The sequence below is a fragment of the Micromonospora sp. WMMD1219 genome (genome assembly GCF_049315215.1).
Classification (GTDB): domain Bacteria; phylum Actinomycetota; class Actinomycetes; order Mycobacteriales; family Micromonosporaceae; genus Micromonospora; species Micromonospora tulbaghiae.
The window spans coordinates 2,030,512-2,043,841 of record NZ_CP186057.1; the positions used below are offsets into that span (position 1 = coordinate 2,030,512).

Sequence of the window (13,330 nt, forward strand, 5' to 3'; positions counted from 1 at the left end):
GCACCGTCGTGGCACTCGTGGTGCAGAAGTACGGCGGGTCCTCCGTCGCCAACGCCGAGCGGATCAAGCGGGTGGCCGAGCGCATCGTGGCCGCGCGCAAGGCCGGCGACGACGTGGTGGTGGTGGTGTCCGCCATGGGCGACACCACCGACGAGCTGCTCGACCTGGCCAACCAGGTCAGCCCGCTGCCGCCGGGCCGTGAGCTGGACATGCTGCTCACCGCCGGGGAGCGGATCTCCATGGCGCTGCTCGCCATGGCCATCCACAACCTGGGGTACGAGGCCCGCTCGTTCACCGGTTCCCAGGCCGGCGTGATCACCACCTCGGTGCACGGCCGGGCCCGGATCATCGACGTGACCCCGGGGCGGCTCAAGGGCGCGCTGGACGAGGGCGCGGTGGTCATCGTGGCCGGCTTCCAGGGCGTCTCGCAGGACACCAAGGACGTGACCACGCTCGGGCGGGGCGGCTCGGACACCACAGCCGTGGCGCTCGCCGCCGCGCTGGAGGCGGACGTCTGCGAGATCTACACCGACGTGGACGGCATCTTCACCGCCGACCCGCGCATCGTGCCGAACGCCCGGCACATCAAGCAGATCACCTACGAGGAGATGCTGGAGCTGGCCGCCTGCGGCGCGAAGGTGCTGCACCTGCGCAGCGTCGAGTACGCGCGGCGCGCGGGCTTGCCGATCCACGTCCGTTCGTCATACTCGACCAACACCGGCACGATGGTCACCGGATCGATGGAGGACCTTCCTGTGGAACAGGCACTGATCACCGGGGTCGCCCACGACCGCAGCGAAGCGAAGATCACGATCGTGGGCGTGCCCGACGAGCCGGGTGCCGCCGCGGCGATCTTCGACACCGTGGCCGGCGCGGAGATCAACATCGACATGATCGTGCAGAACGTGTCCACCGAGGGCACCGGCCGCACGGACATCTCGTTCACGCTCCCCAAGGCCGACGGCCCGACCGCGATGACCGCGCTCAGCAAGATCCAGGAGTCGGTCAAGTTCAAGGGCCTGCTGTACGACGACCACGTCGGCAAGGTCTCGCTGATCGGCGCGGGCATGCGTTCGCACCCGGGCGTGGCCGCCGGCTTCTTCGCCGCCCTCGGCGCGGCCGGCGTGAACATCGAGATGATCTCCACGTCGGAGATCCGGGTCTCCGTGGTCTGCCGCGACACCGACCTCGACAAGGCGGTCCGGGCCATCCACGACGCCTTCGAGCTGGGTGGTGACACCGAAGCCGTCGTCTACGCCGGCACCGGGCGGTAACGCGCCATGCCGTCGCTGCCCACCCTCGCCGTGGTCGGGGCGACAGGTGCCGTCGGTACGGTGATGTGTCAGATCCTCTCCTCCCGGCGCAACGTGTGGGGCGAGATCCGGCTGCTCGCCTCCGAGCGGTCGGCGGGCCGGCGCGTGCAGTGCCGGGGCGAGGAGCTGACCGTCCAGACGCTCACCGCCGACGCGCTCGACGGCGTCGACGTGGCGATGTTCGACGTGCCGGACGACGTCTCCGCGCAGTGGGCCCCGGTCGCCGCCGCGCGTGGCGCGGTGGTGGTGGACAACTCCGGCGCGTTCCGGATGGACCGCGACGTGCCGCTCGTCGTCCCTGAGATCAACCCCGAGCAGGTACGCAACCGGCCCAAGGGGATCATCGCCAACGCCAACTGCACCACGCTGGCGATGATCGTGGCGGTCGCGCCGCTGCACCGCGAGTACGGCCTGCGCGAGCTGGTGCTCGCCTCGTACCAGGCGGTCTCCGGGGCGGGGCAGGCCGGCGTGGACGCGCTGCACCTCCAGCTCGGCAAGATCGCCGGCGACCGGGTGCTCGGCTCCCGCGCCGGTGACGTGCGACAGGCCGTCGGCGACGAGCTGGGTCCGTTCCCGGCGCCGCTGGCGCTCAACGTCGTACCGTGGGCGGGCTCGCTCGCCGACGGCGGCTGGTCCTCCGAGGAGATGAAGCTGCGCAACGAGTCGCGCAAGATCCTCGGGCTGCCCGACCTCAAGGTGTCCGCCACCTGCGTACGGGTGCCAGTGGTGACCGGTCACTCGGTCGCCGTGCACGCGGTCTTCGCCACCGAGGTGGACGCCGAGGGCGCCCGCGAGGCGCTGCGCAACGCCCCGGGCGTGATCCTGGTCGACGACCCGGCGGCCGGGGAGTTCCCGATGCCGATCGACGCGGTCGGCACCGACCCGTCCTGGGTGGGCCGCATCCGGCGAGCGGTCGACGACCCCCGCGCCCTGGACCTCTTCGTGACCGGTGACAACCTCCGCAAGGGCGCCGCCCTCAACACGGCCCAGATCGCCGAACTCCTGGCCAAGGACCTGACCCGCCCGTAACGCGGCCGCCCTCCCGCCGCCGCCTCGTCCGGCGTTGATCTTGCACTTCCCGCCCTGATTGTGGGGCATATGCGGCATTTGCCAGGGCCTAAAGTGCAAGATCGCGGGGGAGAGGGGTGACGGGAGCGGGGGCGGTCAGGCGGCGGAGAGGTGGACTCCGTCTCGGCCGTGGCGCTTGACCGCGTACAGGGCCTGGTCGGCTCGGTGCAGGGTGCGTTCGGGGGACTCGCCGGGTCTCGGCAGGGCGACGCCGACGCTGATCGTCCGGCCGGTACGGCGGGCCGCCTCGGTGAGCCGTTCGGCGATCCGGACCGCCTCCTCCGGGCGGCTCACCTCGATCACCGCCACGAACTCGTCGCCACCGGTCCGGTACAGCTCGTCGCCCTGACGCAACGCGCCCTCCAGGGCCCGGGCCAGACCCACCAGCAGCCGGTCGCCGGCCTGGTGGCCGTACGTGTCGTTGACGTCCTTGAACCCGTCCACGTCGATCGCCAGCAGCGCGGTACGCCCCGGCGTGGCGGTGGCGATCCGCTGCCCGAAGGGGCCGGTGTGCCGCAGCCCGGTGAGCGGGTCCGAGCTGGCCTGCTCGCGGAGCCGGGCGAGCGTCCGCAGCCGGTCCAGGCAGGTCCACGCCTGCCCGGCGAGCAGCTCGATCAGGTTGACTGTGGTCGGATCGGGGCGCAGGCGCTGCTCGTCGGCGACGAGCAGCACGCCACCGGAGGCCGGTGTGCCGACCGGCACCGCCACCAGCGTGCGCGCGCCGGCGCGGGTCAGCGGCAGGTACTCGTCGGTGGGCGGGTGGCCGGCCTCGCCCAGCGTGTATGCCGAGCCGTACCGGTGGGCCCGGTCGATCATGCGGTCCAGCCCGGCTGGTCCGGCCTCGTCCAGCTCGGCCCGGATCCGCGCCTCCAGGTCACCCGGGGTGCCGGTGGGCGCGCCGAGGCGCGGGCCGCGCCGGCCGGTGAGCACCAGCACGGCGGCGGCGAGCGCCGACACGTCCCGGGCCGCGGCGAGCGCGGCGGTCATCAGATCCCAGTCGGTCGGCGCGGCGGTGAAGGCGGCGGCGTGCCGGAGCAGCTTCTCGCTGCGGCTCTCGGCCGGCGGCCCGCCGAGCGCGGCGATCCGGCCGCCGAGGCGGTCGGCCACCAGTTCGGCGGTCTCCCGCCACGCCGCGAGCACGACCGGCTCGCTCCACTGCAGGTCGAGCACGCCGATCGGACGGCCGTCCGGGTCGCGTACCGGCACACAGAGTTCGGCTGTGACGTCCGGGCGGACCTCCAGGTAGTCGGGGTCGGCGCTGACGTCGGGCACGGCGGCGGTGATCCCGGAGGCGTAGACCCGCCGCACCACCGAGGGTTCGGGCCGGTGCCGGCCCGGCGGGGCGCCGTCGGCGGTGGCCGGCACGTGCGAGAACACCTGCCAGGCGCCGGTCGCGGCGACGCAGCGCAGACGGTCGTGGACGCGGAGCAGGACGGTGGCGGTCGCCGGGGTGTGCCGGGCGAGCGCGGCGACGGTCCACTGGCACGCCTCCGGGACGGTGGACGCCGTGGGAAGGCGCACCGTGACGTCGCGGAGGACTCGCTCGTGATCCACGTCGTTCCTGCTCGGAGGGGGTCGGGTCGCGATCAAGGGTACTCAGCGCAGCCGCCGCCGACCTTCGTACACATGTGCTATCCACAGGCTGTGGACGCAGCCTGTGGGCAGGATCGGGCCTGCGCGGGGAGGCCGCGCGGCGATAGCGTGAAGGCCCGGGCACCCGAGGAGGCGGCCGATGCTCATCGCCCAGCTCAGCGACCCGCACGTGACCACCGGCCCGCTCGCGGCCGACCCGGCGTCCGGATTGCACCGGGCGCTCGGCATGGTGCTCGCGCTGCGTCCCCGGCCCGACTGCGTGGTGATCACCGGCGACCTCACCGCCAACGGCCGGCCGGACGAATACCTCGCCCTGCGCGAGATCGTCGGCGCGTTCCCGCTGCCGGTGCACCTGGTCACCGGCAACCACGACGACCGCGAGTCGCTGCTCGACACGTTCGGCGGCACCCCCTACCTGGCCGGTGGCTTCTCGGCGCACTACCACGTCGACCTGCCGGACGCGACGCTCGTCGTGCTCGACTCGCTCACCCCGGGCAGCCCCGGCGGTCGGCTCGGCGACGAGCAGCTCGCCTGGCTGGACGGGGTGCTCGGCGGGCGTACCGACGCGCCCGCCGTCGTGTGCCTGCACCATCCGCCGGTCGCGGTGGGCGTGCCGGGCATGGACGCGATGGGTCTCGACGACGCCGACGCGCTCGCCGCCGTGGTCGGCCGTCACCCCCATGTCGTACGCGTCGCCGCGGGTCACCTGCACCGCCAGGTGACGAGCGCGTTCGCCGGTACGGTGCTGACCACCGCGCCGAGCACCTGGATCCAGGTGAGCCTGACCATGACCGACGAGGAGGAGCCGGGTTTCGTCGCCGAGCCGACCGCCTTTCTGCTGCACCGCGTCGCCGACGGCGGCTGTGTGACGCACACCGTCCAGGTCAGTCACGCCGCCGGTCGCACCTGCTGGTTCTGAGCCGCGCCGCCGATGCTCTGGTACGTCGCGTACGGCTCGAATCTGCACGCCGCACGGCTCGACTGGTACCTGCGTGGCGGGTGTCCACCCGGCGGGCTGCGCACGTACCCCGGCTGCCGGGACCGCCGGCCACCGCGCCGGACGGTTCCGGTGCTGATCGACGGCGGCGTCTACTTCGCCGGGGAGTCGCGGGCCTGGACCGGCGGCATGGCGTTCTACGACCCGCTGCTGCCCGGCCTGGCGGCGGCGCGCGGCTACCTGGTGACGGTCGAGCAGTTCGCGGACATCGCGGCGCAGGAGATGTACCGGCCGCCCGGCGCCGACCTGGCCGGGATCCGCGCGGCGGTCGAGACCGGACGGGCGAGGCTCGGGCCGGGCCGCTACGAGACGCTGCTGCGCGTCGGCGTCCACGAGGGTCTGCCGATGCTCACGTTCACCGCGCCGCACCGGGCGGTGGAGGTGCGGTGGACCCGGCCCGCCCCGGTCTATCTCGGGATGCTGGCGCGCGGGCTGCGCGAGGCGCACGGCTGGGACGCCGCGCGGACCGTCGGCTACCTGGCGGGCCGCCCGGGGGTCGCCGGGCGGTGGACGCGGCCGGCGTTGCGCAGGCTCGTCGGCACCGCCCACAGCGGACCTCCGACCGGCCCTCCGGAGCGTCAGTCGAGTTCGGACAGTTTGCTCGAAATGCCGGGCCGGCGGACATGAACGACCGTTCGGTTCGCGATGGGTGTCCGGCAGGAGGTGATTCCGGCAAGGACGGTTGCCAGCGCAAGGAATTCCGCGTGACATGAGCGTCGGCGCCGGCTCCCTGTCCCTGGGAGCCGGCGCCTTCGACGACGGGCGGCATCGACAGCGTGCGCCGCGCGGAATTTCACCTGACCGTCATGTCCGACTCGTCCGGCAGACCGGTACGGGCCGCGCGAGGCAACGACCATTCCTGATGCCGCCCCGTTCGACCTGGCGGCCGGTGGATGAGAAGCTACCCCGGCGGGGCGGCGTTCCCCCGAGTACCGCCCTCCGCGATCGACACCTGTCACGGCACGGATCAGGGTCGCCGGGCGAACCATCGCCCGGACGCCACATACCGGCACCTCACGAGGAGTTCCATGTCCGTCACCGGGATGCGACGCCGGGCCGCCGTCGGCCTGGCCGCACTCGCCGCGACCGCGTTCACCGCGGTCGCCGTCACCCCCGACCAGGCCGAGGCCCGCCCGAAGCCGGTCGACGTCCAGTTGCTCGCGATCAACGACTTCCACGGCAACCTGGAGCCGCCGACCGGTTCCAGCGGCAGCATCGACGGCCAGCCCGCCGGTGGCGCGGAATACCTGGCCAGCCACCTGAAGTCGATGCGCGCCGCCGCGAAGCAGCAGGGCAAGGGCACCGTCACGGTCGCCGCCGGCGACCTGATCGGCGCCTCGCCGCTGCTCTCCGCCGCGTTCCACGACGAGCCGACCATCGAGGAGATGAACCTCGCCGGGCTGGAGTTCGCGAGCGTCGGCAACCACGAGTTCGACGAGGGCGCGGCCGAGCTGCTGCGCATGCAGCGCGGCGGCTGCCACCCGGTGGACGGCTGCGCCGACGGCACCCCGTTCGGTGGCGCCAAGTTCACCTACCTCTCGGCGAACGCCTTCAAGACCTCCACCGGCCTGCCGCTGATGCAGCCGTTCGGCATCAAGATCGTCAAGGGCGTCCCGATCGGCTTCATCGGGATGACCCTGGAGGGCACCCCGAACATCGTCAGCCAGCAGGGCGTCGCCGGCCTGCGGTTCACCGACGAGGCCGACACCGCCAACAAGTACGCCAAGATCCTGCGCCTGCTCGGAGTCAAGAGCATCGTCGTGCTGCTGCACGAGGGCGGCGTGCAGAACGGCGGCGGCATCAACGACTGCACCGGGTTCAGCGGCCCGATCGTCGACATCGCCAACCGGATGGACCCGTCCATCGACGTGATCGTCAGCGGGCACACCCACGCCGCGTACAACTGCAACATCAACGGCAAGCTGGTCACCAGCGCCAGCTCGTTCGGCCGCCTGGTCACCCAGATCGACCTGAAGATCGACCCGCGTACCCGCGACGTGGTGAGCGCGTCCGCGAACAACGTGGTGGTCACCCGGGACGTGAAGCCGGACCAGCCCTCGACCGACCTGATCAACCGGTACAAGACCGCGCTCGGCCCGGTGGCCGACCGCGTGGTCGGCGAGACCACCGCCGCGATCACCAAGACCCAGGAGAACCTGTACCAGACCGGGGTCGACGTCAACGGCAAGCCGACGTACCAGACCGGTGAGTCGCCGCTGGGCAACGTGATCGCCGACGCGCAGCTCGCCGCGACGGACACCGAGCAGAACGCGGTCGCCGCGTTCATGAACCCCGGTGGCGTCCGCGCCGACCTCGACGCCGGCCCGGTCACCTACGCCGAGGCGTTCACCGTGCAGCCGTTCGCCAACAACCTGGTGACGCTGGACCTGACCGGTGCGCAGCTCTACTGCATGCTGGAGCAGCAGTTCACAGTGGCGCGCGTGCTCTACGCGTCCTCGACGGTCAACTACGTCGTGGACGTCAACGGCACCACCGCACCGGCCGGCACGCCGTGCGCCGGCACCCGGGTGGTCCGCGGCAGCCTGACCATCAACGGCACCCCGGTGACCGACACCGCCACCTACCGGGTCACCGTGAACAACTTCCTCGCCGGTGGCGGCGACGGCTTCAGCGTCCTGACCGGTGGCACCAACGCGGTGACCGGCCAGATCGACCTGGACGCCTTCACCGCGTACCTGACCGAGAAGTCGCCGGTCTCCCCGCCGGCGCTGGACCGGATCCGCACGACCACCGAGGTCGCCGCCGGCTGACGGCCGACCGCACCACCGAACGGGCCCCGGAGCGACGCTCCGGGGCCCGTTCGTGTCCGGCTGCACGCTTCGCCGCAGGCCGCCGGCTTCGTGTCAGGTCGCCCGCGCGGGCTCGGGCTCCGGCGTCGCGGCCGCCGTCGGACGGCCGTCCTGCGCGGCGGTGAGCAGCGGACGCAGCGACAGCGCGAGCACCGAGGCGGCCAGGCAGCCGCCCACCACGACGGCGACCCACACCCGGCCGTTCGCCGCGGCGATCAGCGGGCCGGCGGTGACCGGGCCGACCACCCCGCTGATCCCGAAGATCATCGAGCTCATCGCGTTGTACCGGCCGCGCAGCTCGTCGGTGGCGAGCGCGTTGGTCAGGGCGGGCATGACCGGCGACAGCATCGTCTCGCCGAACCCGAAGATCGCCGAGCAGGCCACCACGCCGAGCGCCGCGAGCACCGCGTTGCCGCTGCCCACCACGCCGGCCGCGCCGAGCACCAGCCAGGCGCCGGCGAAGACCGCGCCTACGGTGGCGAGTGCACGGGTACGGCTGCGCCCCTCCAGCCGCCGGATCACCAGCAGCTGCGAGAGCACGATCATCACGGTGTTCGCGGCCAGCGCCCACGCCACCACCCGGGGCGTCACCTCGACCACCCGCACCGAGTACGCCGCGAAGCCCACCTCGATCTGCGCGTACCCGCAGGTGGTGAGCACCAGGCCGAAGACGACCAGGCGGCGGAACGGCCGGTCCCGCAGCACCGTGAGGTAGCCGCCGGTGCTCCGGCCGTCGGCCTTCGCGCCCGTGGCCACGGCCGGCCGGCGCCCGACGTGCGGCAGGCTCAGCAGGATCAGGGCCGGCGTCAGGTAGCTCACCGCGTCCAGCAGGTAGATCACCTCGAAGGTGATCGGACGAGCCACGTCGACCACCGCGCCGGAGATCAGGCCGCCGGTGCCGATACCGAGATTGAGCAGCGCGAAGTTGAGCCCGAAGACGCGCTGCCGCTCGCCGTCGCCGGTCAGCGACGCGAGGATCGTGTTCTGCCCGGCCCAGATCGCCGAACTGCCGACGGCGACGAGCGTCATCACGCCGAACGCCGAGGCCGTCGAGTCGACCAGCGCCAGCGAGCCGGTGCCGATCGCCTCGATCACCAGGCAGGGCAACACCACCCGGCGCGCGCCGAACCGGTCGATGAACGTGCCGGCCAGCGGCGACAGAGCCAGCGTGACCGCGCCGAACCAGCCGATCACCAGCCCGGCCCGGGTGTCGGTCAGACCGCGCACGTCGGTGAGGTAGATGAACAGGAACGGCAGGGTGAGGCCGCGCCCGACGGCGGAGAACAGCGTGCCCAGGAGGATCCGGCGGGCTTCGGGACGGGCGGGCAGGGCGCGGCGCAGCATGCTGGGATTCTGTTCGGCGGGTACGACGACCGCGACCCGTTTACCCCTTACACACGCGGTCGCCGGGCCGGAAGGTGAGCGATCACACGTGCTCTGCCATGCTGACCCGGTGACGACGACCTGGCGGCACCTGCCCGCACCGGCCCGCGAGATCGCCGAGACGGCCACCGACGCGGTGACCGCCGCGCGTGAGCGCGACGCAGAGGCGTACGCCCCGGCCGTCGAGCGGCTGGCCGCCGCCGACCGGGCCGGGCTGGTGCTCGGCGGCGTGGTCCGGCTGCTGCTGGAGGAGGGGCACCCGGACGGGCTGGACGGCGACGACGTACGGCAGGTGCTGGAACGGTGCGTGCGGTCGGCGGCGCCCTGGTGGCCCGACGTCGACCCGCACGTGCTGCTGGTGCTGCTGGCCGGCGCGCTCGGCGTCTACGACCCGGGCGACGACGAGAATCCGCCCGATCCGGCGGCGATCGCCCGGCACGCGCCGCTGCTGGTGGCCGACCTGCTGGCGGTCACGGGGCGCCCGTTCGCCGAGTACCTGACCGCCGCGTTCGCCGAGGTGGCGCGGACGGAGATGCACGACTGACGGGTCTTGTTGTCCGGCGGCCTACGGCCCGGCTGCGGGCGTGCCTGCTCAGGGGCTGGCGGCCAGGAAGACGAACGCGGCGAGCAGCACCAGGTGCACGCCGCCCTGGAGCACAGTCGCCCGGCCCGGCACCACGGTGAGCACAGCCGTCACCGCGGTCAGCGCCAGCAGCGTCATCTGGGTGCCGCCCAGACCCAGCACCAGCGGCCCGTCCAGCCAGATCGAGGCGATCGCGATGGCCGGGATGGTCAGGCCGATGCTGGCCATTGCCGAGCCGAGCGCGAGATTGAGGCTGATCTGCACGCGGTCCCGCCGTGCCGCCCGGGCGGCGGCGAGCGTCTCCGGCAGCAGCACCAGCAGCGCGATGACCACACCGACGAAGGCCTGCGGCAGGTTGGCGGCGCCGACCGCCGTCTCGATCGCCGGGGAGATCGTCTTCGCGTCGCCCACCACCGCGACGAGCGCCACCACGAGCAGGGCCAGGCTGGCCAACGCGGTACGCGTGGACGGCGGCTCGGCGTGCCCGTCACCGTTCTTGTCCTCGGCGAGGATGCTGCCCTCCTGCGTGACCGGGAGGAAGTAGTCGCGGTGCCGGCCGGTCTGCACCATGACGAACAGCAGGTAGAGCGCCAGCGAGGCGACGGCCGCGAAGGCGAGCTGCGCGGGGGAGAACTCCGGCCCCGGCCGGCTCGTGGTGAACGTCGGCACCACCATGCTGAGCGTGGCGAGCGTGGCCACCGTGGCGAGCGCCCCGCCGGTGCCCTCCGGATTGAACACCGCCACCTGCCGGCGCAGTGCGCCGAGCAGCAGCGACAGGCCGAGGATGCCGTTGCAGGTGATCATGACGGCGGCGAAGACCGTGTCCCGGGCCAGCGCCTGCGTCTTGTCGCCACCGCTGATCATCAGCGTGACGATCAGACCGACTTCGATCACGGTGACCGCCACCGCGAGCACGAGTGACCCGTACGGTTCGCCGACCTTGTGCGCGACCACCTCGGCGTGGTGCACCGCTGCCAGTACGGCCACCGCGAGCAGGGCCGCCACCACGAAGATGAGCGGGCCGGGCAACTCCCGTCCCCAGGTCATCACGAGCACGAGCACAGCGACCAGGGGCGCGACGGTGGTCCAATCGGTCAGACGGGATCGGATCGTCGGCGGCATGCGCATACTTTGCCAGGGGGCAGAGTTGACCGCGCGTGGCGGGGTGGCTCCGGGCAGTCCTGTCGATCTATTCGATCGAGGCCGGTTGCTCCACGTGGGTGAGCACCTCGCGGAGGTTCCCGATCACGATTCCGATCCAGCCCGGATCGGTGTCCTGGTGTTCGGTCGTCCGGAGCACCGTCATGCCGACCGCCGCCGCACCGGCCAGCTCACCGTCCGCGCCGTCGCCCACGTATACGCAGTCGCCCGGCGTGACGCCCAGCCGCTGCGCGGCCGCGCGGTAGATCGCCGGGTCCGGCTTGGCCAGCCCGACCTCGCAGGAGAACACCGTGACGTCGAAGCGCCGGGCGAGCGGCCCGCCCGCCCACGCCTCGGCCGTCTCGGAGGTGGCGTTGCTGATCAGAGCCAGCCGGTGCCCGCGTTCGCGCAGCGCGTCGAGCACGTCCAGCGTGGCGGGCGAGACGCGACCCAGCACCCGGTGGGCGAGGGTCAGCCGGTGCGCGGCGGCGCGGGCCGCCTGCTCATCGGTCGGCGAGCCGCCGAGTCGGGTGGCGAGGATGCGGACGGTCTCCTCCGCGTTCCACCGGACGAGCCGGTCCCGCCAGGTGGCGTGGTACGCGTCGACGAGCGCCGCCGGATCGACCCCGACCATGAGCGCCATCTCGCCTACCACGCGGTCCCGCTCGTCGTCGGCGCCGTGGACCAGGGTGTGGAAGAGGTCGAAGACGACCGGCCGTGGCATGGCGGGATCCTACTGCGACGGTGAGCGGGGCCGGGGAAACGCAGAGGGCACATCCGATCTCGGATGTGCCCTCTTACCTCTGGTCGGGGTGGCCGGATTCGAACCGACGACCTCTTCGTCCCGAACGAAGCGCGCTACCAAGCTGCGCCACACCCCGAGGCGTGCCGACAAATAGTAGCCCACCCGCCCCCACGGTCAAACTCGGTACCCCCGCCCCCCGCCCCGCGCCCCCGGCAGATCTTGGTACGGATCAGCCCTCCGAGGGGCGGGCGCGTACCAAGATCTGCCGGGCAGGCCGGGAAGCGGGGTGGTCAGCGGGAGATCAGCGTCAGGATGCTGGCCTCGGGTGGGCAGGCGAAGCGGATCGGGGCGGTGGGGTGGGTGCCGAGGCCGGCGGAGACGTGCAGCCAGGAGTCGGAGCCGGGCCAGCGGTGCAGCCCGCGCGCCATCGAGCGGGGCAGTCCGCAGTTGGTCACCAGCGCGCCGTACCCGGGCACGCAGACCTGGCCGCCGTGGGTGTGCCCGGCCAGCAGCAGGCCGAAGCCGTCGGCCGCCATCCGGTCCAGCAGGACCGGCTCCGGGGAGTGCGACAGCGCGATGGACAGCGCCGCGTCGCGGCTGACCGGGCCGGCCACGGCGTCGTAGTCGTCCCGTTCGATGTGGGGGTCGTCGACGCCTGCCAGCTCGATCTCCCGCCCGCCGGCCTTGAGCGTGGTGCGGGCGTTGTTCAGGTCGGCCCAGCCGGCGCCGGTGAGGATGTCGCGCAGTTCCTCGTACGGCAGCGGCACACCCTCGGTGTACTCCCGGTCGGGCAGGAAGTAGGTGAAGGGGTTCTTCAGGACCGGCCCGGTGTAGTCGTTGGAGCCGAAGACGAACGCGCCGGGCAGGTCGAGCAGCGGTTGCAGGGCGCGCAGCACGCCCGGCACCGACTCGGGGTGCGCCATGTTGTCGCCGGTGACCACGACCAGGTCCGGGTCGAGTGCGGCCAGGGAGGCCACCCAGTCCTGCTTGCGTCGCTGGCCGGGCATCATGTGCAGGTCGGAGAGGTGCAGCACCCGCAGCGGTTCGGCGTCGGTCGGGAGCACCGGCACGTCGTACCGGCGGAGGGTGAACATGTTGCGCTCGACGAGCGACGCGTACGCCAGGGTGGCCGCGCCGGCGGCGACGGTTCCGGCCGCGAGCCGGAATAGTGTGCGCTTTCGCATGGCGTTCAGGGTAGTTTCACCGTCCATGAGCACGCTGAAGGACCGTCTCACCGCCGACATGCGCGCCGCTCTCAAGGCGCGCGACGAGCTGACCACCTCCACGCTGCGGATGGCCCTGGCCGCCGTGGGCAACGCCGAGGTCGCCGGCCGGGAAAAGCGCGAGCTCAGCGACGACGAGGTGCTCGCCGTGCTGACCAAGGAGGCGAAGAAGCGCCGCGAGGCGGCGGTGGCGTTCGCCGACGCGGGGCGCGCCGAGCAGGCCGGCAAGGAGACCGCCGAGGGCGAGGTGCTGGAGCGCTACCTGCCCAAGCAGCTCTCCGACGAGGAGCTGGCCGAGCTGGTCTCGGGGGCGCTCGCCGCGGGCGGCTTCACCGGTAAGGCGCAGATGGGCCCGGCCATGAAGGCGGCCCAGGCCGCGGTGGCCGGCCGGGCCGAGGGTGGTCGGGTGGCCGCCGAGGTACGCCGCCAGCTCGGTCTCTGACCCGGCGCTTCCGTAGCGCGGAAACGACGACGG

Annotated in this window: 12 protein-coding genes and 1 tRNA gene; 7 read left to right on the top strand and 6 right to left on the bottom strand. The window is 72.7% G+C overall.

The window, feature by feature from the left end:
• The first annotated feature begins 8 nt into the window (after positions 1–8).
• Positions 9–1,274: an aspartate kinase gene (locus ACN27C_RS09750; RefSeq protein WP_091330618.1), complete on the top strand. Its 1,266-nt coding sequence runs from the start codon at positions 9–11 to the stop codon at positions 1,272–1,274.
• A gap of 6 nt (positions 1,275–1,280) precedes the next feature.
• On the top strand, positions 1,281–2,342 hold the full coding sequence (locus ACN27C_RS09755; protein WP_120572737.1) for an aspartate-semialdehyde dehydrogenase: 1,062 nt from the start codon (positions 1,281–1,283) through the stop codon (positions 2,340–2,342).
• Positions 2,343–2,477: 135 nt separating this feature from the next.
• Here ACN27C_RS09755 and ACN27C_RS09760 read toward each other — a convergent pair whose 3' ends face one another.
• Positions 2,478–3,935 (bottom strand): GGDEF domain-containing protein, encoded by a 1,458-nt coding sequence (locus ACN27C_RS09760; protein ID WP_358173900.1) that lies wholly within the window; start codon positions 3,933–3,935, stop codon positions 2,478–2,480.
• A 178-nt stretch (positions 3,936–4,113) separates the two neighbouring features.
• On the opposite strand from ACN27C_RS09760, the gene ACN27C_RS09765 reads away from it, so the two are divergent.
• The 3 genes from ACN27C_RS09765 (at position 4,114) to ACN27C_RS09775 (ending at position 7,742) form a co-directional block, all read left to right on the top strand.
• Entirely contained in the window at positions 4,114–4,893 is a 780-nt protein-coding gene (locus ACN27C_RS09765; RefSeq protein ID WP_422750975.1) for a phosphodiesterase, read from the top strand.
• 12 nt (positions 4,894–4,905) lie between these two features.
• Complete coding sequence (locus tag ACN27C_RS09770; RefSeq protein WP_252448198.1) at positions 4,906–5,598, top strand: histone deacetylase; 693 nt, start codon at positions 4,906–4,908, stop codon at positions 5,596–5,598.
• Positions 5,599–5,999: 401 nt separating this feature from the next.
• On the top strand, positions 6,000–7,742 hold the full coding sequence (locus ACN27C_RS09775; RefSeq protein WP_120572741.1) for a bifunctional metallophosphatase/5'-nucleotidase: 1,743 nt from the start codon (positions 6,000–6,002) through the stop codon (positions 7,740–7,742).
• A 93-nt stretch (positions 7,743–7,835) separates the two neighbouring features.
• Here the strand turns inward: ACN27C_RS09775 and ACN27C_RS09780 are convergent, their stop codons facing one another.
• Entirely contained in the window at positions 7,836–9,125 is a 1,290-nt protein-coding gene (locus tag ACN27C_RS09780) for an MFS transporter (protein WP_120572742.1), read from the bottom strand.
• 109 nt (positions 9,126–9,234) lie between these two features.
• Here ACN27C_RS09780 and ACN27C_RS09785 point away from each other — a divergent pair, with 109 nt between their 5' ends.
• Positions 9,235–9,708 carry a hypothetical protein gene (locus ACN27C_RS09785; RefSeq protein WP_233585927.1) on the top strand — a complete coding sequence of 158 codons (474 nt, stop codon included), beginning with the start codon at positions 9,235–9,237 and terminating at the stop codon, positions 9,706–9,708.
• 48 nt (positions 9,709–9,756) lie between these two features.
• On the opposite strand, the gene ACN27C_RS09790 is transcribed toward ACN27C_RS09785, so the two are convergent.
• The 4 genes from ACN27C_RS09790 to ACN27C_RS09805 all read right to left on the bottom strand — a co-directional run bounded on the left by ACN27C_RS09790 (position 9,757) and on the right by ACN27C_RS09805 (position 12,816).
• The gene (locus ACN27C_RS09790) at positions 9,757–10,869 is read right to left on the bottom strand and encodes a calcium:proton antiporter (protein WP_120574097.1); all 1,113 of its coding nucleotides are present in this window, start codon (positions 10,867–10,869) and stop codon (positions 9,757–9,759) included.
• A 67-nt stretch (positions 10,870–10,936) separates the two neighbouring features.
• Positions 10,937–11,611, bottom strand: a complete 675-nt coding sequence (locus ACN27C_RS09795; protein WP_422750976.1) for an HAD family hydrolase — start codon at positions 11,609–11,611, stop codon at positions 10,937–10,939.
• 80 nt (positions 11,612–11,691) lie between these two features.
• A tRNA-Pro gene (locus ACN27C_RS09800) sits at positions 11,692–11,768 on the bottom strand.
• A gap of 154 nt (positions 11,769–11,922) precedes the next feature.
• Positions 11,923–12,816 carry a metallophosphoesterase gene (locus tag ACN27C_RS09805; protein WP_184977668.1) on the bottom strand — a complete coding sequence of 298 codons (894 nt, stop codon included), beginning with the start codon at positions 12,814–12,816 and terminating at the stop codon, positions 11,923–11,925.
• Positions 12,817–12,841: 25 nt separating this feature from the next.
• On the opposite strand from ACN27C_RS09805, the gene ACN27C_RS09810 reads away from it, so the two are divergent.
• Positions 12,842–13,297, top strand: coding sequence for a GatB/YqeY domain-containing protein (locus tag ACN27C_RS09810; protein ID WP_091330623.1), 456 nt, complete (start codon positions 12,842–12,844; stop codon positions 13,295–13,297).
• Positions 13,298–13,330 lie beyond the last annotated feature (33 nt).